This is a genomic window from Micrococcus sp. FDAARGOS_333 (assembly GCF_002206575.2).
GTDB classification, from domain to species: domain Bacteria; phylum Actinomycetota; class Actinomycetes; order Actinomycetales; family Micrococcaceae; genus Micrococcus; species Micrococcus lylae.
On sequence record NZ_NJFJ02000001.1, the window covers coordinates 2732546 to 2751562 of the forward strand.

Annotated in this window: 18 protein-coding genes; 11 read left to right on the forward strand and 7 right to left on the reverse strand. The window is 71.7% G+C overall.

From position 1 onward, the window contains the following. Window positions 1-244 precede the first annotated feature (244 nt). Window positions 245-1144, reverse strand: a complete 900-nt coding sequence (locus tag CEQ11_RS12165; protein WP_167635509.1) for a CoA transferase — start codon at window positions 1142-1144, stop codon at window positions 245-247. Window positions 1145-1333: 189 nt separating this feature from the next. Here CEQ11_RS12165 and CEQ11_RS12170 point away from each other — a divergent pair, with 189 nt between their 5' ends. The 3 genes from CEQ11_RS12170 (at window position 1334) to CEQ11_RS12180 (ending at window position 4985) form a co-directional block, all read left to right on the forward strand. Further along, window positions 1334-2119, forward strand: a complete 786-nt coding sequence (locus CEQ11_RS12170; protein ID WP_067189580.1) for a fumarylacetoacetate hydrolase family protein — start codon at window positions 1334-1336, stop codon at window positions 2117-2119. 109 nt (window positions 2120-2228) lie between these two features. Continuing rightward, window positions 2229-3110 carry an HpcH/HpaI aldolase/citrate lyase family protein gene (locus CEQ11_RS12175; protein WP_088478761.1) on the forward strand — a complete coding sequence of 294 codons (882 nt, stop codon included), beginning with the start codon at window positions 2229-2231 and terminating at the stop codon, window positions 3108-3110. Window positions 3111-3233: 123 nt separating this feature from the next. Continuing rightward, window positions 3234-4985 carry a YdiU family protein gene (locus tag CEQ11_RS12180; protein ID WP_070637211.1) on the forward strand — a complete coding sequence of 584 codons (1752 nt, stop codon included), beginning with the start codon at window positions 3234-3236 and terminating at the stop codon, window positions 4983-4985. 110 nt (window positions 4986-5095) lie between these two features. Here CEQ11_RS12180 and CEQ11_RS12185 read toward each other — a convergent pair whose 3' ends face one another. From CEQ11_RS12185 to CEQ11_RS12200, 4 genes are all read right to left on the reverse strand, one after another. Then, window positions 5096-6385, reverse strand: coding sequence for a glycerophosphodiester phosphodiesterase family protein (locus tag CEQ11_RS12185; RefSeq protein ID WP_088478762.1), 1290 nt, complete (start codon window positions 6383-6385; stop codon window positions 5096-5098). 299 nt (window positions 6386-6684) lie between these two features. Next, a complete protein-coding gene (locus tag CEQ11_RS12190; protein ID WP_067192300.1) occupies window positions 6685-7029 on the reverse strand; it encodes a Rieske 2Fe-2S domain-containing protein in 345 nt (114 codons plus the stop codon). A gap of 3 nt (window positions 7030-7032) precedes the next feature. Further along, a complete protein-coding gene (locus tag CEQ11_RS12195; RefSeq protein ID WP_088478763.1) occupies window positions 7033-8166 on the reverse strand; it encodes a histidinol-phosphate transaminase in 1134 nt (377 codons plus the stop codon). A gap of 169 nt (window positions 8167-8335) precedes the next feature. Further along, window positions 8336-9112 (reverse strand): IclR family transcriptional regulator, encoded by a 777-nt coding sequence (locus CEQ11_RS12200; RefSeq protein WP_088478764.1) that lies wholly within the window; start codon window positions 9110-9112, stop codon window positions 8336-8338. 165 nt (window positions 9113-9277) lie between these two features. Here CEQ11_RS12200 and CEQ11_RS12205 point away from each other — a divergent pair, with 165 nt between their 5' ends. Both CEQ11_RS12205 and CEQ11_RS12210 read left to right on the forward strand, forming a co-directional pair. After that, window positions 9278-11179, forward strand: coding sequence for an FAD-binding monooxygenase (locus CEQ11_RS12205; RefSeq protein ID WP_088478765.1), 1902 nt, complete (start codon window positions 9278-9280; stop codon window positions 11177-11179). A gap of 118 nt (window positions 11180-11297) precedes the next feature. Continuing rightward, window positions 11298-11714 (forward strand): phage holin family protein, encoded by a 417-nt coding sequence (locus CEQ11_RS12210; protein ID WP_067190984.1) that lies wholly within the window; start codon window positions 11298-11300, stop codon window positions 11712-11714. A gap of 10 nt (window positions 11715-11724) precedes the next feature. On the opposite strand, the gene CEQ11_RS12215 is transcribed toward CEQ11_RS12210, so the two are convergent. Together CEQ11_RS12215 and CEQ11_RS12220 are read right to left on the reverse strand one after the other, a co-directional pair. Continuing rightward, entirely contained in the window at window positions 11725-13470 is a 1746-nt protein-coding gene (locus tag CEQ11_RS12215; protein WP_088478766.1) for a hypothetical protein, read from the reverse strand. Beyond that, window positions 13467-13868, reverse strand: a complete 402-nt coding sequence (locus CEQ11_RS12220) for a hypothetical protein (RefSeq protein WP_127913502.1) — start codon at window positions 13866-13868, stop codon at window positions 13467-13469. Before CEQ11_RS12220 ends, CEQ11_RS12215 begins: the two co-directional genes overlap by 4 nt. A gap of 273 nt (window positions 13869-14141) precedes the next feature. Here CEQ11_RS12220 and paaA point away from each other — a divergent pair, with 273 nt between their 5' ends. From paaA to CEQ11_RS12250, 6 genes are read left to right on the forward strand one after another with little or no spacing between them, the layout of a single operon-like run. Further along, window positions 14142-15143: a 1,2-phenylacetyl-CoA epoxidase subunit PaaA gene (paaA, locus tag CEQ11_RS12225; RefSeq protein ID WP_067190977.1), complete on the forward strand. Its 1002-nt coding sequence runs from the start codon at window positions 14142-14144 to the stop codon at window positions 15141-15143. Window positions 15144-15146: 3 nt separating this feature from the next. Next, window positions 15147-15449, forward strand: a complete 303-nt coding sequence (gene paaB / locus CEQ11_RS12230; protein WP_067190975.1) for a 1,2-phenylacetyl-CoA epoxidase subunit PaaB — start codon at window positions 15147-15149, stop codon at window positions 15447-15449. Further along, window positions 15446-16279 (forward strand): 1,2-phenylacetyl-CoA epoxidase subunit PaaC, encoded by an 834-nt coding sequence (gene paaC / locus CEQ11_RS12235; RefSeq protein WP_067190974.1) that lies wholly within the window; start codon window positions 15446-15448, stop codon window positions 16277-16279. The genes paaB and paaC overlap by 4 nt, the downstream gene beginning before the upstream one ends. Beyond that, a complete protein-coding gene (paaD, locus tag CEQ11_RS12240; protein ID WP_067190973.1) occupies window positions 16273-16782 on the forward strand; it encodes a 1,2-phenylacetyl-CoA epoxidase subunit PaaD in 510 nt (169 codons plus the stop codon). Before paaC ends, paaD begins: the two co-directional genes overlap by 7 nt. Next, window positions 16782-17951 (forward strand): 1,2-phenylacetyl-CoA epoxidase subunit PaaE, encoded by a 1170-nt coding sequence (gene paaE / locus CEQ11_RS12245; protein ID WP_067190972.1) that lies wholly within the window; start codon window positions 16782-16784, stop codon window positions 17949-17951. Before paaD ends, paaE begins: the two co-directional genes overlap by 1 nt. An 11-nt stretch (window positions 17952-17962) precedes the next feature. Beyond that, window positions 17963-18748 (forward strand): enoyl-CoA hydratase/isomerase family protein, encoded by a 786-nt coding sequence (locus CEQ11_RS12250; RefSeq protein ID WP_067190970.1) that lies wholly within the window; start codon window positions 17963-17965, stop codon window positions 18746-18748. Window positions 18749-19017 lie beyond the last annotated feature (269 nt).

Here is a 19017-nt window from a genome sequence, read left to right on the forward strand (position 1 = left end):
GAGCTGAACCACGACGGCGGTCGCCCACCTCAGGCGGCCGCCGTCGCCGTCTGTCCGTGCCCGCCTCCCGGCGCCCCGCCCCTGCGCCGAACCAGAAGAAACGCACACTTCACCACCCCGCGAACCAGCCACACCCTCTGGCTCGGCGAACCAGAAGAAACGCACACTTCACCGCCCCGCGAACCAGCCGAACCCTCTGGCTCGGCGAACCACAAACCCTCTGGTTCGGCGCGGGGGCCTGAACTCACGTCACCGGTACGATCGGGAGGTCATGCTCCTTGGCGAAGGCCACCCAGTGCTCTGCCGGCTGCTCGGCGAACACCGCGGCCAGCTCCTCAGCGCTCGTACCCAGCAGCGCCTCCATACGCTCGCGGAAGTGCGGCTCGAGCGCGGCCAGGGCCACGTACCCGTCGGCGCAGCGGTAGATCCCGTACTCGGGCAGGGTCCCGCCGAGGATCGCCTCGGCGTGCGTCAGGTCGGTGGTGACGGCGGCGTCCCGCACGGCCTGTTCGAGGGAGACCTTCACGCGGACGGCGCCGCCGTGCCCTCCGGCCACGTTGGCCCTCCGCTGCAGCAGTGCGGCCAGCGCCTGGCCGGCGGCCCGCTCGCCGCCCATGACGTCCGCCAGCAGCACGGCCGGCAGCCGCGGCGCCTCCGGACCGCCCGCCGCGATCGTCCCGTTCGCGGCCTGGTAGGTCAGGTCATGTCCCGGATCCTCCGGGTCCTCCTCCGAGCCGACGACCTCCACCCAGGCCAGTGACATGCGGTCCGCAAGCTCGGGCAGGCCGAGCCGCTCGGCCGCCGAGGGGCGCATGGAGGTCACGAGGATCTCGGCCTGGTCGGCCAGTTTCGCCAGCTGTGCCCGCCCCGTCTTGTTCTTCAGGTTGACCTCGACGATCTCCATTTCTGCAGAGAAGCGCTCGTAGATCAGCGTGGACATGCGGGACATCATGTCCCCGCCCGGGCTCTCCACCTTGATCACGTGTGCGCCCCACTGCCGCAGCCGCCAGGCCGCCCACGGGCCGGGCAGGTTCGGGGCCAGGGACAGGACGGTGACGCCCTCCAGCGGGCGCAGCGGCGCCGGGGCCGCCGCCCGCTCCTTCGCGGCGCCTTCCTCGGTCGCGGTCGTCTCGGCAGCGGTCACGGCGGGCCTCCTGGGGGCTCGGGCGACGGCCTGTTCCACCGGAGCTGCGAAGGGCCCGGCGAGGCGGCCGTCGTCGTGGGTCTTGCCCACAGCATGCCAGCGGATGTGAAGCACGTCACGAACGTGACGCCGGTGAACATATACGATTCTGTCCAGAGCCCCTGTACCCTCGCCGACGCAAGGAGCGCCATGCTGAACCACGAGACGCACGTGAAGATCGCCGACGAGCTGCACCAGGCCGGCATCGACCGCACACCGGTCCCCCTGCTGACCGCCCGCTACCCGGAGATGGAGATCGAGGACTCCTACGCCGTCCAGCGCATCTGGGCCGAGCGCCAGGTTCAGGCCGGCCGCCGCAAGGTGGGCCACAAGATCGGCCTGACCTCCAAGGCCATGCAGGACGCCACAGGCATCGACGAGCCGGACTACGGCGTGATCTTCGACGACCAGGTCTTCGAGTCCGGCCACGTCTACGAGTGGAAGAAGTACACCCACCCGCGCATCGAGATGGAACTGGCCTTCGTGCTCAAGGATGAGCTGCGCGGCCCGGGCCTGAACCTGATCGACGTGCTGCGCGCCACCGAGTACGTGGTCCCGGCGCTGGAGGTGCTGGACTCGCGCATCGAGATGGCCGGCCGCACCATCACGGACACCATCTCGGACAACGCCGCCCTGGGCTCCATGGTGCTCGGCGGCCGCCCGGTGACGGTGGACGAGGTGGACCTGCGCTGGGTCGCCGGCGTCCTGTCCCGCAACCAGGAGATCATCGAGACCGGCGTGGCCGCGGGCGTGCTGAACCACCCGGCCAACGGCGTGCACTGGCTCGCCAACCGCATCGCCGGGCACGGCGACGCACTCGAGGCCGGCGAGATCGTCCTGGCGGGCTCCTTCACGCGCCCGATGTGGGTCTACGAGGGCGACACCGTGTACGCCGACTACGGCCCGCTGGGCACCATCACCTGCCGCTTCGCCTGAGCCCCGCGCTTCCCGACGACGGCCCCTCGCCTCGGGCACGGCCCGTCGCCCCGGGAACGGCCCGCCTCCTCCCGCCCCACCGCACGCTGACACCCCAGGAGCCTGTGAGATGCCCGTGATCGACAACGCCCAGCCCCTGTTCCGCGACCTGTTCACCGCCGAGGCCGTGGCCGCGCGCGGAGGCCGCTTGGCCGCCGGCATGTTCCTGTGCTCCGGCGACGCCACCACCGCGGAGATCTGCGCCGGCGCCGGCATGGACTACCTGCTGATCGACGCCGAGCACGCCCCGCTGACGCTGGCGGACATCCTCGCCCAGCTGCGCACGATCGCCGGCTACCGCGTGCCCACCATGGTGCGTGTGCCCGCCCTGGACCCGGTGGCGATCAAGCAGTTCCTGGACCTGGGCGCGCAGACGCTGATCGTGCCGATGGTGGACGACGCCGAGATGGCCGCCGCCGCCGTGGCCGCGGCCCGCTACCCGGGTGCCGCCGGCGAGCGCCCCGGCATCCGCGGCGTGGGCTCCGCCCTGGCCCGTTCGGGCCGCTGGAACCGGATCGGCGGCTACCTCAAGGACGGGGACTGCCATGTGGGCGTCATGGTCCAGATCGAGACCGCCAAGGGCGTGGAGAACGCCGCCGAGATCGCCGCGACCGACGGTGTGGACGGCGTCTTCATCGGCCCCTCGGACCTCTCGGCCTCCATGGGCCTGCTGGGCCAGCAGTCCCACCCGGACGTCGTGGCCGCCGTGGAGCAGACCATCGGGGCGGTGAAGGCCGCCGGCAAGATCGTGGGCGTCAACGCCTTCGTGAAGGCCCAGGCGGAGGCCTACGCGGCCGCCGGCGCCGACTACGTGAACGTGGGCGCGGACGTGGCGATCCTGGCCCGCGGCGCCGAGGCCCTCGCAGACACCTGGTGCCCGGCCGTCGAGGGCGGGACCGGCGACGGCGGGTCCGGCGAGGGTGGCGCGGACGGCGAGCGCGCCTCCTACTGAGCCGGCGGCCCGCGCCTCCTCGTGGGCCGGGGCGGACCGCGAACGCGCCTCCTACTGAGCCCGGCGCGGACGGCGAGCGCGCCTCCTACTGTGCCGGCGCGGCCTGCTCCGTACGCTGGGACGATGGACTCCTCCGTACGCTCCGCCGCCCTTCCCGATGACGGCCTCCCCTCCTGCGCCCCGCACCTCGCCTCGGTGTTCGCCGACGCCTTCCCGGAGCTCGCCGTGCCCTGGCAGGCGGCGGAGCCGATCTGCCCGAGCGTCGTGGTCGTGGACGAGGAGCTGGCCGCCGAGCTCGGCCTGGACCCGGCGTGGCTGCGCAGTCAGGAGGGGCTGCGTCTGCTGACCGGCGAGCGCCCGGCGCTCGGCCCGGGCCAGGACCCCGCCGCCGCCCGGCCGGTGGCCCAGGCGTATGCGGGACACCAGTTCGGGCACTACTCCCCCGTGCTCGGCGACGGCCGCGCCCTGCTGCTCGGCGAGATCCCCGCCACCCCCAGCACCCCCGCCACCCCCAGCGCTTTCGTTCGGGAAACGGTCGAATCCCCGGACGCTTTCGTTCGGGAAACCGTCGAGTCCCCGGACGCTTCCGTTCGGGAAACCGTCGAGTCCCCGGACGCCCTCCCGTCCCTGACGGACCTGCACCTGAAGGGCTCGGGCCGCACCCCGTTCTCCCGCCCCGGCTCGGACGGCCTGGCCGCCCTCGGCCCGATGCTCCGCGAGGTGCTCGTCTCGGCCTGCCTGCACGCACTCGGTGTGCCCACCTCGCGGGCCCTCGCCGTGGTGGCCACGGGCGGTCAGGTGCAGCGGGACCGTTCCCTGCCCGGCGCGGTGCTGGCCCGCACGGCCGCCTCCCACCTGCGCGTGGGCACCGTCCAGTACGCGGCGGCCCTGGCCGCCCAGCACGAGGCCGCCGGCTCCCCGGAACGTGCGGACGGCCTCCACCCGGAGACCCTCCTGACGCGCCTGGTGCAGCACGCCCTGGACCGCCACCACCCTCACGCCCCGCGCACGGATGTGCCGGCCCTGGACCTGCTGCGCGCCGTCGCCCGTGCCCAGGCCGAGCTGGTGGCGCAGTGGATGCTGCTGGGCTTCGTGCACGGCGTGATGAACACGGACAACATGACGCTGTCCGGCGAGGCGATCGACTTCGGCCCCTGCGCCTTCATGGAGGCCTTCGACCCGGACACGGTCTTCTCCTCGATCGACCATGCCGGCCGCTACGCCTACGGGAACCAGCCGGCGATCGCCCGCTGGAACCTCGCCCGCCTGGCCGAGGCACTGCTGCCGCTGATCGACCCGGACCAGCAGCGTGCCGTGGCCGCCGCCGAGCGTGTGCTGGACGAGTTCCGCGTGCACCACACCGCCGCCTGGCGGCGCGGCCTGGCCGCCAAGCTCGGCCTCCCCGCAGAGCCTGTTCCCGACGACGGCCCCGCACCTGCCGAGGACACCTCGCCGAACGCCTCCGCCTCCACCGGGACGGCCGCCACCGCGCCCGACGTCACCACGCTCACCGATCCGCTGTTCGCGCTGCTGGCCGAGCACCGCGTGGACTGGACGTCCTTCTGGGCATCGCTGGCGGACGTCGCCGAGTCAGCAGATGCCACGCTGCTCCCAGACCCGCTTCAGGACTGGGGTGCGGACTGGCTCGCCCACGGTCCGGACGCTGCACTGCTGCGTCGCACGAACCCGGTGGTCATCGCCCGCAACCATCTCGTCGAGGAGGCCCTGGACGCCGCGGAGGCCGGCGACCTGACGCCCTTCGAGAATCTGCTGTCCCAGGTGCGCAGGCCCTTCTCGCCCCCGGACGGACGGGAGCGATACGCGGAGCCGGCCGCGCCGTCGTCGGGAAGGTATGTGACGTACTGCGGGACCTGAGCCGAGAGCCGGAGGCGACCGCCCCGCGCCGGTGCGTCCTCCTCCGCCCCGAGCACACCGAAGGGCCCGCCCGCTCCGGATGGAGCAGGCGGGCCCTTCGGTGCGGCGGGTCAGTTCGCGAAGGTGTCCAGCAGACGACCCGTGGGGGTGAACAGGCCGACGGAGTCGCCGCCGTTGTTCAGCACGTTCGAGGTGCCCTGGTTGTAGTAGGCGTCCTCGGAGTCGGTGCCGGGGCCGGTGTACACCCGCAGGGTCTGGCCCGGCTCCAGGATGTAGCCCTCGCCGACGGTCAGCACGTTGTAGGCGGCGTCTCGAAGGAGGTAGCCGGAGACGTCCACCGGCGCCGGGCCGTCGTTGACCAGCACCACGTGCTCGCCGGTCTCCGGCTGCAGGTCCGGCCCGGGGACGTCGTTGACGGAGTTGAGGATCCGCACGCCCTGCGCCTGCGGGAACGGCTTGATCCCCTTCGCATGGCGGACGAGCTCGCGCGGGAAGTCGCCGGTCACCCGGTCCACGCCGAGCGCCGCGACCTGGTCGTAGGCCTCCACGGAGTTCACGGTGTAGACGGCCGCCTCGAGGCCGGCGTCATGGATGCGCCGCACCCCGTCCGCGTCCAGGCTGCGGTAGTTCGTGCTGAAGCCGTCCGCATACTCGGCCACCGCGTCCAGGGCGGCGGCGTCCGGGACGGTGCCGGCGAGCTGCTGCAGCGGGATCTGCGGTGCCAGGGCTGCGAAGCGACGATTGGATTCGGCGTCGAAGCCGATGACCTCCACCTTGCCCCGGGCCACGAGGCGCTGCCACTCGGGCACGGAGGCGAGCGACTCGGCGACGACGGCCTCGACACCGGGCGAGTCCTGCGGGCTCTTGATCTCGATGAACACACCGGTGCGCGGGGTGGCGGCTCGGGCGGCGTCGTCCAGGTGCGGGATCCGCTCGCCCCGGTAGCGCTCGGCGTAGGCGGAGCCGACCTCGAGCTGCTGGAGCTCGTCCCAGGTGAAGCTGGTGATCGGGTCGTCTTCGCGGCCGGGGAACACCTCGGCGACGTTCGTCGTGCGCGCGGGCGTGGAGTCGTGGAAGAGGAACGGGACGCCGTCGGCAGAGAGCTGCACGTCGATCTCGAAGAAGCCGGCCCCGGAGCGGACCGCCTCACGGAAGGCCGCCACCGTGTTCTCCGGTGCCACGCCCGCGGCGCCGCGGTGGCCGATCACCTCGGGCGCGGAGGAGCCGACGGTCTGTGCCGAGACGGCGCCGGCGCGCCCATGAGGCTCCGGTGCGCCGGGGACGTGCTCTACCGCGGCCTGCGCGGCCGGGGACAGCAGCGTTCCGGTGATGGCGGCGGCGGCCAGCGTTCCGGTGGCGCGGCGGCGGGTGCGGGACGTGGGCTCGCGGTGCGCGGGCATGCTCGGCTCCTTGCCTCGGGACAGGGTGAGCCTGGACGGATCCGCACTCACCCGGCACGGGGCGGCCCCGTGCCGCCGCCCACGCTCGCACCGGCCGGTGACCGGCATCTGCCGCCACGGTGGACAGACGCTTCACCGCGGGTGACCTGCGCGTGAAGAGCGGGAGACGCCGAGGGGCCCGCCCGCTCCCATGGAGCAGGCGGGCCCCTTCGGCCCGCCCGGCGCATCATCCGGCGCAGCACCCGGTCGCCGGAACATCGACGGTCCGCCACCGGCGGCCGTCCGCCGGCCCTCCGGCCTCAGCCCTGCTTGCGGTCGACGATCGTCAGGTAGACCTCGCCGTCGCGGACCTCCACCCGGTGCACCCCGACCGGTTCGGTGGCGGGCAGGCACTGCGGCTTGCCGTCGGTGAGGCAGAACCGGGAGCCGTGGAGCCAGCATTCGATCTCGAGGCCCTCGAGCTCGCCCTCGGCCAGGGAGATGTCCCCGTGGGTGCAGGAGTCGTCGATGGCGTGGAAGCCGCCGTCCTCGGTGTGGAACACGGCGATGTCGTCCCAGTGGCCGGTCGCGCCCATGGGCAGGACCGTGGCCTCGCCGACGGCGATGTCCGCGGCGGCGCCGACGTGGATCTCGTTCCCTGCCATGGCTCAGCCCTTCCGGTAGTCGCGGGCGAGGGCGATGAACCGGTCGTTCGCCTCGACCTCGCCGATGGACACGCGCACACCCTCGCCGGCGAAGGCGCGGACGGACAGCGCCTGCTCGCCCGCCCGGGCGGCGAAGTCCACGGCCTGCTCTCCGAGCGGCAGCCAGACGAAGTTGGCGTGGGTCTCCGGGATGTCCCAGCCGGCCTCGGTGAGGGCGGCGACCACACGCTCGCGCTCGTCCACCACCTTCTGGACGCGTTCGGTGACCTCGTCCAGGGCGTCCAGGGAGGCGATGGCGGCCTGCTCGGCCACGGTGGACACCGCGAACGGGGTGGCGACGACCCGCAGGTGGCGGGTGATCTCCGGGTGGGCGATCGAGTAGCCCACGCGGAGGTTGGCCAGGCCGTGGGCCTTGGAGAAGGTGCGCAGCACGGCCACGTTCCGGTGCTTGCGGTACATCTCGATGCCCTGCACGGCGTCGTCGTGGCGGACGAACTCCACGTAGGCCTCGTCGATGACCACGAGGATGTGCTCGGGCACCTTGGCCAGGAAGTCCTCGACCTCGGCGGTGGTGAGCACCGGCCCGGTCGGGTTGTTCGGGGTGCAGAGGATGATCACACGGGTGTTCTCGGTGATCGCGTCCAGCATGGCCGGCAGGTCGTGGCGGTGGTCCGCGGTGAGCGGGACCTGCACGTCCTTCGCCCCGGCGGAGCGCACCACGATCGGATACGCCTCGAAGGAGCGCCAGGCGAAGAGGACCTCGTCGCGGTGGCCGTCGTCGTGCGGGCCCGCGTAGGCGGTGATGATCTGGGTCAGGGCTCCCAGGGAGCCGCCGCCGGTGACGATGTCGTCGGCCGGGACGCCGTGGTGCTCGGCCAGGCGGGTGCGCAGCGCGGTGGACAGCGGGTCCGGGTAGCGGCACAGTGCGCTGGCCTCGCCCTCGGCGCCGGCCACCAGCGCGGTGACGGTGTCCAGCACGGACGGGACCGGGGCGTACGGGTTCTCATTGGAGGACAGCTTGTACGGCGTCAGGCCCTCGACGGCGGCCGGGGGCTTGCCGGCGGCGTAGGGCGGAAGCAGGTCGATCACCGGGTTGGGGTGGACGACGGTCGTGCTCGGCTTCGGGGTCTCAGTCATGGTCAGAAGACTACGACGACGGCACTGGCCTGTCTTGCCGGAGTTGCCGATGGCGCGCATTCCGTCAGCGCGGGCGGGTCTGCGGTGTCAGTTCGTCTCCGCGCGGCGGCGTCGCGGCGAGCTCCCCACGCCGCATCGGCTCCGGCACCTCAGTGCGGTGGGCTCCGCGTCAGTGTGCGGGCGCGGCGCCCAGCGCCGCGGCGATGGTCTCGGCGCCGGCGCTCAGGCGCCGCCCGATGGCTTCGGTGTCCTCGGCGCGGTCCGCATAGACGACCGCCACGGCCGCGGGCAGCTGCCCGGGCACGCGCAGCGGGACCGCCACGGAGAAGACGCCGGGGATGACCTCGCCGCGGCTCGTGGCATGGCCGCGCTCGCGCGCGGCGGCGACCTCGGGACGCTCCGGGTCCTCGATGATGCCGGCGTCCGCGGCGGCGGCGAGCTGCTCGGATTCCAGGGAGGCGGCGATCGCCAGGCCGGGGCCGCCGCGGCCGAGCGGGTGCCGAGTGCCGGGGCGCTGGGTGACGAGGTTGCCCTGGGCAGGCTCGACGGTGACGAGGGTCGTGCAGTCCTGGCCGTCCCACACCACCACGAAGGCGCTCATGCCCAGGTCCTGGGAGATCGCGGTCAGCTCCGGCAGGGCGGCGGCCTGCAGGTCCTGCTCCACGCCGCGGGCGAGCACGGCCAGGCCGGGAGCGCCGTAGACGCGCCCGGCGGCGTCGCGGCGGACCAGACGGCGGTCCTCGAGGGTCCGGAGGATCCGGTAGACGATCGAGCGGTGCACACCGAGCGCGGCGGCGACCTCCGCGATGGTCGGCGGCTGCGCCGAGCCCGTGACCACCTCGAGCACGCGGATGCCGCGGTCCAGCGTCTGCGAGGAGGCGGACGAGGAGGCGCCGCGGGCGCCGGAGGGGGCGGCCGTCGTCGTGGTGCTGCGCGGCGGTGTCATGGACGGCTCCTTTCCGGAGAAACCCTTGTGAAGTGGCTCACGCCTGGCGTACAGTCTGACACAGTTCGTTCTCTATGAGAACAGCGTGTTCCATATGCGAACACAGCAGCCGCGACCACCTCCCGAGGCGCCCCGCTCCCCCGGGCCCGCGCGAAAGGACCAAGGATGCTCTTCCACCACAACGGCTATGTCTCCACGAACCCCCGCCAGTACGCGGCCGCCGGCGTCGGCCTCGACCGCCCGGCCGAGCTGCCGGACGAGATGGACGTGCTGATCGTGGGCGCAGGCCCGGCCGGCATGATCGCCGCCGCCCAGCTGGCGATGTTCCCGGACGTCACCACCCGCATCATCGACCGCCGCCCCCACCGCCTGAAGATCGGGCAGGCCGACGGCATCCAGGCCCGCTCCGTGGAGACCTTCCAGGCGTTCGGCTTCGCCAACGAGATCATCGACGAGGCCTTCGACCTGACGTCCATGGCCTTCTGGAACCCGGATCCGGAGAACCCGGAGAACATCGTCCGCACCTCCCTGGCCGAGGACGACCCGGAGGGCGTGTCCGAGTTCCCGCACCTGATCGTGAACCAGGCCCGCATCCTGGACTACTACGCCGAGTACATGAAGAACGCCCCCACCCGCATGGAGCCGGACTTCGGCTGGGCCTTCGAGGCCCTGGACGACTCCGGCGAGGGCGACTACCCGGTGACAGTGACCCTGCGCCGCACCGGCGACGGCGAGGGCAACGAGGTCGCCGACGGCCCGACCCGCCAGGTCCGCTGCAAGTACGTGGTCGGCGCGGACGGGGCCCGCTCGGGCGTGCGCAAGGCGATCGGCCACTCCCTCTCCGGCGACGCCGCGAACCACGCCTGGGGCGTCATGGACACCCTGGCCGTCACCGACTTCCCGGACATCCGCACCAAGTGCGCCATCCACTCCAAGAACGGCTCCATCCTGCTGATCCCCCGCGAGGGAGGCCACCTGTTCCGCCTCTACGTGGACCTCGGCGTGGTGCCGGAGGGGGACAACGGCACCATCCGCAAGACCCCGCTCGAGGAGGTCATCAAGCGCGCCCAGGCGATCCTGCACCCCTACACCCTGGAGGTGAAGGACGTGGCCTGGAACTCGATCTACGAGGTCGGCCACCGCCTGACCTCCGGCTTCGACAACCGCGAGCGGGTGGGCGAGCCGACCGTGTTCCTGCTCGGCGACGCCTGCCACACCCACTCCGCGAAGGCCGGCCAGGGCATGAACGTGTCCATGCAGGACGGCTGGAACCTCGCCTGGAAGCTCGGCCAGGTCCTCTCCGGCCAGGCCCCGAAGGAGCTCGTGGGCACCTACTCGGACGAGCGCAAGGACATCGCCAAGAACCTGATCGACTTCGACAAGGAGTGGTCCACCCTCATGGCGAAGCCGATCGACGAGCTCGGCGACCCGAACGAGGTGGCGGAGTTCTACACCAAGACCGCCGAGTTCCCGGCCGGCTTCATGACCGAGTACCAGCCGTCCATGCTGACCCGCAGCGGGAACCAGGAGCTGGCCACCGGCTACCCGATCGGCAAGCGCTTCCGCTCCGAGCTGGTCGAGCGCTCCTGCGACACCAACACCAAGCACCTGGGTCACCTGCACAAGGCCGACGGCCGCTGGCGCGTGTACGTCTTCGCCGACGCCGCCATGCCGAACGCCGAGGACTCGAAGGCCGCCGCCTGGGCCACGGCGATCGAGCAGGACCCGGCGTCCTTCCGCAACCGCTGCACCCCGGCCGGCGCCCCGCAGGACACCGTGTTCGATATCAAGGTGGTCTACCAGCAGAAGCAGACCGAGTTCGCCCATCCGGACGTGCCGGCCCTGTTCAAGCCGACCTCGGGCTGTCTGGGCCTGTATGACCTGAACAACATCTTCGCCACCTGCCTGCCCTCGCACGGCCCGGACATCTACGACGTCCGCGGCATCTCCCGCGACGGCGCCGTGGTGATCGTCCGCCCGGACCACTACGTGGCCGCGGTCCTGCCGCTGGACGCTCCGGAGCAGGCCAACGAGTTCTTCGAGGGCGTGCTCCTGGACCAGAACTGATCCGGTGCATCGGGGCCCTGACGGCCCCGTCCCGACGGCGGCGCCGTCACCTGCTGCAGGTGGCGGCGCCGCCGGCTGTTCTCACCCCGGGTCCAGCCGGACCTGCGAGAGTGGACCCATGACCCGATTCCTCCTCAGCCTCGCCGTCAACGCCATCGCGCTCTGGTCCGCCGTCTGGCTGCTGCCCGGCATGGACGTGACCCTGTCCTCCTCCCTGCACCTGTTCGACGACCAGACGGCGAACACCGTGGTCGCCTACGCCCTGCTCGGCCTGCTGTTCGGCGCCGTGAACGCGGTGATCCGCCCGATCGTGGCGTTCCTCTCCCTGCCCATCACCTGCCTGACGCTCGGTCTGTTCACGGTGATCATCAACGCCGCCATGCTCGCGCTCACCTCCTGGCTGTCTTCCTTCCTGCCGATGCAGCTGCACATCGACCGCTTCTTCTTCACCGCCGTGTTCGCCGCGGTGATCGTGTCCCTGGTCTCCCTGGTGATGTCCTCCATCACGAACCGCATCGCGCCCGAGCGGCGCTGAGTCCCGGCCGTCACCGGCCGCCGAGCCGGCCCAGCCGGGCCCGTGGATGCGCCGGCTGCGGCTGCCGCTCCCACGGCTCCGGCCGCCGCCGCCCCAGCGGCACCGTCTTCTGGGAGAGCACTCTCCCGCCGGTGAGCAGTCCCAGCGCGGCCACCGTGGGGGCCGCCTCGCCCCACGCCTCGGCTCCCCGCGCCTCCTGGGCCTCGACCAGCGCGCGGTACGAGTCGATGCCGTGGTGCTCCATCAATCGCTCGGGGACGTCCGCCAGGTGCGCGGGCAGGCGCTTCATCGCCTCGTAGTTCTCCGGGACCTCGGAGAGGTCGTAGTCCTCGTCGAGGACACGCAGGTACTCGATGTACTCCTGGAACTCCTCCGTGGTCACCGACGGCGTCGAGGCCAAGGTCACCGTCGCCCGGTCCACGGTGGCAGGGTTCGGTCCGCCGTCCAGGGCCGCGGTGAGGTCATGCTCGTCCTCCAGGTGCAGCACGGGCGCCCCCTCCGGTGTCGGCAGGTTCGCCGTCGGAGACCCGTACGTGTAGGCGCCGGCCATCTCGTACCGGGACGCGAGCGCTTCGTGGGACAGCAGGTTCACCGCGTGCAGTCCCCCCTGGGAGTGGCCGGCGGGCAGCACTCGGGCGCCGTCCGGCACGCCGGCGGCCGCCAGTGCCGCGGCCACGGCGTCCCCGGTCCGCTGCGAGTTCCTGCCCACGGCGTCGGCGATGCCGCCCAGCCCGGTGAAGTTGTCATAGCGGGTCCCGTCCTCGCCGAGCCCGTGCTCGGCCTCGAGGTCCTGGCTCTGGGTCCCCGGCAGCGTGACGACGTAGGTGTCTCGGCCGTCCGCAGCCCGGATCCGGGTGACCATGACCCGTCCCGGACCGGCGCCGGACACCTGCTCCTGCAGCCCCATGACGGCCGAGACTCCGCCGTCCAATGCTTCGGGACCGTCCTCGACGGCCTCGACGGCTCCGACGACCTCCACCGGCTGCTGCGCCAGATGCCGGAGGCTGGCCTCCGAGAAGTTCTCCCAGTTGACCACCTCGTCGTAGACGTCCCCCACAGGGCCGTCCATGATCCAGCCGGCCAGCGTCCCGGCGGGGTCGGCCAGCGTGGACCTGGCCCCCAGCGTGCGGCCCTTCGCCGTCACCCTCTGTGTGGCCGAGCGCGGGTCCGTCCCCGTCACGCTTCCCGCCTTCGCCGTGCGGGCGGCGGCGCGGGAGTCGAGGACATCGCGGTGTCGGGCGATGCCGGGGACCCTCATCGCCCCGGCGAACATGCCCGCCGTGATCCCCTTGGCCAGGGCGCCCTGGGTCACGGAGTTCAGAGCGTTGCGCACCAGCAGCTCCGCTTCGTCCACCGTGAACCCGTTCTGCCCCTCGGACCAGACGTGGCCCACGGCCTCCCCCGCGGAGAGCTGGACACGCTCCACCGCATGCCGCGCCCCGCGTTCGGCGGCCCGGTAGCGGTCCACGGACATCCGCACCGAGGTGGCCGCCGTCCGTGCGATCTCCTGCACCTGGACCGCGTTGACCTCCAGGTCCTGCAGGCGCACGGTCACGTCCAGGACCGCCGGGGCCGCCTCGGCGTGCGCCGGGAGCTCCTCCGCCCACTGGCGCACCGGTATGCGCAGGGCCGTCAGGGCCGGCTCCAGTCGTTCCAGCCCGAGACAGGCATGCTCGAGGTCGTCCAGGTCCGCCATGATCGAGGTCGGTCCGCCGGAGACCCGCCGGATGCCGGTCCGATCCGTCTGCCTGCTCATCCGCACGCCACCGCCTTCCCCGCCCACTGAAGAGCCTGTTGTTCGGCGATCGCCTCCGCCTCGGCGGCACGGGCCTGCTCCACGGCTGCCGACAGAGAGGCCTCCGCCTCCGCGACCAGGTCCAGCACCCTGCTCCCGCGTGCCTTCATGTCCGCGACCTGGCGCAGATAGCCGCGTGCGGCGTCCGAGACCCAGCGGACCTCCTCGGCCCAGGACAGGTGCCGCAGGCAGTCCTCCCAGTCCGACCGCTGCGCACGGAGCCGCCCGAGGACCCATTCGAGCTGCTCGACCGCCGCCGCCGCGTCCCGCCGGCGCGCGTTCACCCCGCCGGTCTCCCCCGCCAGCCAGCCGAGCACACCGGCCTGCGCCGCCGCGCATGTCATCACGTTCGTCACCATGCCCCGGACGCTAGGCGAGGCGGGCACCCGGGTGCGCGGCCGTCGTCGGGAACTGTGGACAGGGCCCGGGGACCGGGCGCCTGTGGAGGAGGGGACGGCCCGCAGTCCGTGTGCGGCAGATGCCGGAACCGGGCGGCGCGGACATATTGACCACCCCCGCACCCTGACCTATCCTGAACGAACGGTCAGTAATTGTCCGCGCCCGCTTCCGCGCAGGCGACGCAGACCGACGCCGCCCGCGAGAACACGCCGCAAGCAATGAGGTGACACCCCATGGCAGAGAACACCACCACTCTGGCCGCCGTCGCGTCCGAGGAAGACGCCGCCGGTCAGGAGAACTTCGATCGTCTGATCGCCGAGGACTCCCGCATCGAGCCCCGCGACTGGATGCCGCCGGCCTACCGCAAGTCCCTGACCCGCCAGGTCTCCCAGCACGCGCACTCCGAGATCATCGGCATGCAGCCGGAGGCCAACTGGATCACCCGCGCCCCGTCCCTGAAGCGCAAGGCCATCCTCATGGCCAAGGTGCAGGACGAGGCCGGCCACGGCCTGTACCTGTACTCGGCCGCCGAGACCCTCGGCACCCCGCGAGACGTGCTGAACGACCAGCTCCTGCAGGGCAAGGCGAAGTACTCCTCGATCTTCAACTACCCGGCCCGCACCTGGGCGGACATGGGCGCCATCGGCTGGCTCGTGGACGGCGCCGCCATCTGCAACCAGGTGCCGCTCTGCCGCGCCTCCTACGGCCCGTACGGCCGCGCGATGGTCCGGATCTGCAAGGAGGAGTCCTTCCACCAGCGCCAGGGCTGGGAGATCCTCTACTCCCTCTCCCACGGCACCCCGGAGCAGAAGCAGATGGCCCAGGACGCCGTGAACCGCTTCTACGGCCCGGCCCTGCAGATGTTCGGCCCGCCGGACGAGGACTCCCCGAACTCCAAGCAGTCCATGGCCTGGAAGGTCAAGCGCTTCTCCAACGACGAGCTGCGCCAGCGCTTCGTGGACATGATCGTCCCCCAGGCCGAGGCCCTCGGCCTGACCCTGCCGGACCCGGACCTGAAGTGGAACGAGGAGCGCGGCCACTACGACTTCGGCGAGCTCGACTGGGACGAGTTCATGTCCGTCATCAAGGGCGGAGGCCCCATGAACGTCCAGCGCATGGCCCGCCGTGTCCAGGCCCATGAGGACGGCGCCTGGGTCCGTGAGGCCGCCGCCGCCTACGCCCGCCGCCAGGCCGAGCAGAACCAGCCGGCCAAGACCCAGCTGATCGGAGCCTGACCCATGACCGAGAACACGTCCACCTCGAACGCCTGGCCGCTCTGGGAGGTCTTCGTCCGGGCCTCGCGCGGCCTGTCCCACGTGCACGCGGGCTCCCTGCACGCCCCGGACGCCACCATGGCGCTGCGCAACGCGCGCGACCTGTACACCCGCCGCAACGAGGGCACCTCCGTGTGGGTCGTCCCGGCCGAGGCCATCGCCGCCTCCGACCCGGACTCCAAGGGCGGCTTCTTCGAGTCGGCGCAGGGCAAGTCCTACCGCCACGCCACCTACTACCAGCAGTCCGAGGGGGTGCCGCACCTGTGAGCTTCGCGACCAACGACTCGGCCACCAAGCAGTCCGCCGGTGTGGCCATCACCGCCGAGGAGATCGCCGAGTCCGGCTCCACGGCCTCGGAGGCCGTGGCGAACTACGCCGTGCAGCTGGGCGACGACGCCCTGATGCTCGGCCAGCGCCTGTCCTGGTGGATCTCCCGCGCCCCGGAGCTCGAAGAGGACATCGCCCTGGGCAACATCGCCCTGGACCTGGTGGGCCACGCCCGCTTCTTCCTGACCTACGCGGGCACCGCGTGGGGCAAGACGGAGGACCAGCTCGCCTATCTGCGCGACGAGGAGGAGTTCCGCTCCGCCCGCCTCGTGGAGGCCGAGAACGGCGACTTCGCCAAGACGATCGCCCGCCAGCTGTACTACTCGTTCTACTCGTACGAGCTGTACACCCGCCTCGTGGACTCGAAGGACGAGACCCTCTCGGCCATCGCGAACAAGGCCCTCAAGGAGGTCCTGTACCACCAGGACCATGCCGCCGTGTGGCTGAACCGCCTGGGCCTGGGCACCGAGGAGTCCGCCCGCCGCATGCAGGCCGGCCTGGACGAGCTGTGGCCGTACGTCGGCGAGCTGTTCTACGACGACGAGAACACCGCCGAGCTGGCCGGCCAGGGCATCGCCGTGCTGCCGTCCTCGCTGGAGGAGCCGACCCTGGAGCGCATCACGCGCGCCATCACCGAGGCCGGCCTCGAGGTCCCGACCTCCCCGACCGCCCGCGGCCTCGACCGCTCCGGCGCCACCTCCGAGTGGCGCGGCTACATCCTGGCCGAGATGCAGGTGCTCGCGCGCCGGTACCCGGAGGCGCAGTGGTGAAAGCCGCCGAGCTCCGTCCCGCCGACCCCGCCGACGCGCAGGTCTGGGACGCCGCCGCCACCGTGCACGACCCGGAGATCCCTGTGCTGTCCATCGCGGACCTGGGGATCCTCCGTCAGGCACGGGCAGAGGACGGCCGCGCCGTCGTGGTCATCACCCCGACCTACTCCGGCTGCCCCGCCATGGAGACCATCACCACGGACGTGAAGCTCGCCCTGTCCCGGGCCGGCTTCGAGGACGCAGAGGTGCGCCTGGTGCTGCAGCCTGCGTGGACCACGGACTGGATGACCGACGAGGGCAAGGCCAAGCTCAGCGAGTACGGGATCGCCCCGCCTGCGGCCCGGACCACCGACGGTCCGGTGCGCATCGGCTTGGCCGTCAAGTGCCCGCGCTGCCACTCGCTGAACACGCGAGAGATCACCCGCTTCGGGTCCACCTCCTGCAAGGCGCTCCACACCTGCAACGACTGCCTCGAACCCTTCGACTACTTCAAGGTGCACTGATGACCGAGACCACCGACGCCCCCATCGGCCGCAAGCGCCGCGCCACGTTCAACACCCTCGAGGTGACCGGGCTGCGCAAGCTGACCTCGGACTCCGTGGAGGTCACCTTCACCGTCCCCGAGGAGCTCGCGGACGACTACGACTACCTCCCGGGCCAGTACGTCGCGCTCCGCAAGGAGATCGACGGCGCCGAGATCCGCCGCTCCTACTCGATCTGCGCCGTGCCCCGCCGCGGTGAGATCCGCGTGGCCGTCAAGAAGGACCTGGGCGGCAGGTTCTCCACGTGGGCCAACGAGGTCCTCGAGGTCGGCGAGAAGATCGATGTGATGAACCCGCAGGGCGCCTTCACGTCCCGGACCCACATCACCTCGATGAACAACGCCGAGGAGCTCGCCGCCGAGAAGGTGTCCGAGAAGAAGAACACCCACCTGGTGGCCTTCGCCGCCGGCTCCGGCATCACGCCGATCATGTCCATCGCCAAGGCCGTGCTGGCCGCCTCGGACACCTCGCGCTTCGACCTGGTGTTCGCCAACCGCTCCGCCATGGACGTGATGTTCGCGGAGGAGATCGGCGACCTGAAGGACAAGTACCCGGCCCGCTTCACCGTGAGCCACGTGCTCTCCCGCGAGCAGCGCGTCTCCCCGCTGCTGTCCGGCCGCATCGACGCCGAGAAGCTCGAGACCCTCCTCGACCGCGTGATCGACGTGAACGGCACCGACGAGTGGTTCCTCTGCGGCCCGTTCGAGCTGGTCCAGCTGGTCCGCGACTCCCTCGCCCAGCGCGGCGTGGCCGAGGACAAGGTCCGCTTCGAGCTGTTCACCACCGGCCGCCCGGAGAACCCGGAGGGCCAGTCCGGCCGCGTGGTGGAGACCGACCCGGCCGGAGACAACTACACCATCGAGTTCAACCTCGACGGCCTGTCCGGCAAGGTCGAGTCCCCGAAGTCGGCGCACGAGACCCTGCTCAACGCCGCCCTGCGCGTGCGCTCGGACGTCCCGTTCGCCTGCGCCGGCGGCGTGTGCGGCACCTGCCGCGCCAAGGTCACCGACGGCACCTACGAGATGGACGAGAACTACGCCCTCGAGAAGGACGAGGTCGAGGCCGGCTACGTGCTGACCTGCCAGACCCGTCCGACCTCGGACACCATCACGGTCGACTTCGACTCCTGAGGAGGGTTCCCATGATCGACCTGACCATCGCCGACGGCATCGCCGAGATCGTCCTGAACGCCCCGCAGAAGATGAACTCCCTGGACGAGGCCGCCCTCGCGGACCTCGGCAAGGCCTATGCGGACGTGGCCGCCGCGGCCGAGCGCGGCGAGGTCCGCGCCCTGCTGCTGCGCGGGGAGGGCCGCGGCTTCTGCGCCGGACGTGACATCTCGAACGTCGTCCCGGCGGACGACGACGCCACCGCCTACCTGCGGGACAAGGTCACCCCGGTGCTGCGCGCCATGGCCGACCTGCCGGTGCCGACCTTCGCCGCCGTGCAGGGCGCGTGCCTGGGCGTGGGCCTGGGCCTGGCGATCGCCACGGACGTGGTCTACGTGGCCGAGAACGCCAAGATCGGCTCCCCGTTCGCCAACCTCGGCGCCACCCTGGACTCCGGCGGACACTGGCTGTTCACCGAGCGCCTGGGCGCCCACCGCACCCTGGACCTCATCTACACCGCGGAGCTGATTTCCGGCGCCGAGGCTGTGCAGGCCGGCCTGTTCTCCCGTTCCGTGCCGGCGGACGAGCTGCTGGAGTTCACCCGCGCCAAGGTCGCGCAGGTCGCCTCCGGCGCCACCCTGGCGTTCAAGGCCTCCAAGGAGCTCGTCGCTCAGATCCGCGATCGGCGCGTGGGCCTGTGGGAGTCCCTGGACGCCGAGAACGTCGCCCAGGGCGACCTCTGCAACACCGCGGACTACGCGGAGGGCTTCAAGGCCTTCCAGCAGAAGCGCACGCCGGAGTTCACCGGCCGCAGCTGACCGGCTCCTGCAGGAGCCGCTTCCCGACGACGGCGCCGTCACCTCACGAGGTGACGGCGCCGTCGTCGTGTCATCACCGCTGGACGAGCCTGTGCACCCTGAGCCACGCGACAACGCGGCACATCTCACATCATGGGCGGATTCTCACGACACGGTGTGACACGGCTCACCGACTCGGATAGAGTGGCGCCACCGAGTTCCCGACCGAACGGTCGGTTCCCCTCACTCGACTCGGCTGTCCAGCCGCTCCGGCGGACCGGACACTCTCG

Excerpts from the sequence above, each read along its gene's own strand:
- CEQ11_RS12170 (WP_067189580.1), top strand. The coding sequence starts at position 1,334 with ATGCTGAACCACGAGACGCACGTGAAGATCGCCGACGAGCTGCACCAG.
- CEQ11_RS12175 (WP_088478761.1), top strand. The coding sequence starts at position 2,229 with ATGCCCGTGATCGACAACGCCCAGCCCCTGTTCCGCGACCTGTTCACC.
- CEQ11_RS12180 (WP_070637211.1), top strand. The coding sequence starts at position 3,234 with ATGGACTCCTCCGTACGCTCCGCCGCCCTTCCCGATGACGGCCTCCCC.
- CEQ11_RS12185 (WP_088478762.1), bottom strand. The coding sequence starts at position 6,385 with ATGCCCGCGCACCGCGAGCCCACGTCCCGCACCCGCCGCCGCGCCACC.
- CEQ11_RS12190 (WP_067192300.1), bottom strand. The coding sequence starts at position 7,029 with ATGGCAGGGAACGAGATCCACGTCGGCGCCGCCGCGGACATCGCCGTC.
- CEQ11_RS12195 (WP_088478763.1), bottom strand. The coding sequence starts at position 8,166 with ATGACTGAGACCCCGAAGCCGAGCACGACCGTCGTCCACCCCAACCCG.
- CEQ11_RS12200 (WP_088478764.1), bottom strand. The coding sequence starts at position 9,112 with ATGACACCGCCGCGCAGCACCACGACGACGGCCGCCCCCTCCGGCGCC.
- CEQ11_RS12205 (WP_088478765.1), top strand. The coding sequence starts at position 9,278 with ATGCTCTTCCACCACAACGGCTATGTCTCCACGAACCCCCGCCAGTAC.
- CEQ11_RS12210 (WP_067190984.1), top strand. The coding sequence starts at position 11,298 with ATGACCCGATTCCTCCTCAGCCTCGCCGTCAACGCCATCGCGCTCTGG.
- CEQ11_RS12215 (WP_088478766.1), bottom strand. The coding sequence starts at position 13,470 with ATGAGCAGGCAGACGGATCGGACCGGCATCCGGCGGGTCTCCGGCGGA.
- CEQ11_RS12220 (WP_127913502.1), bottom strand. The coding sequence starts at position 13,868 with ATGGTGACGAACGTGATGACATGCGCGGCGGCGCAGGCCGGTGTGCTC.
- paaA (WP_067190977.1), top strand. The coding sequence starts at position 14,142 with ATGGCAGAGAACACCACCACTCTGGCCGCCGTCGCGTCCGAGGAAGAC.
- paaB (WP_067190975.1), top strand. The coding sequence starts at position 15,147 with ATGACCGAGAACACGTCCACCTCGAACGCCTGGCCGCTCTGGGAGGTC.
- paaE (WP_067190972.1), top strand. The coding sequence starts at position 16,782 with ATGACCGAGACCACCGACGCCCCCATCGGCCGCAAGCGCCGCGCCACG.
- CEQ11_RS12250 (WP_067190970.1), top strand. The coding sequence starts at position 17,963 with ATGATCGACCTGACCATCGCCGACGGCATCGCCGAGATCGTCCTGAAC.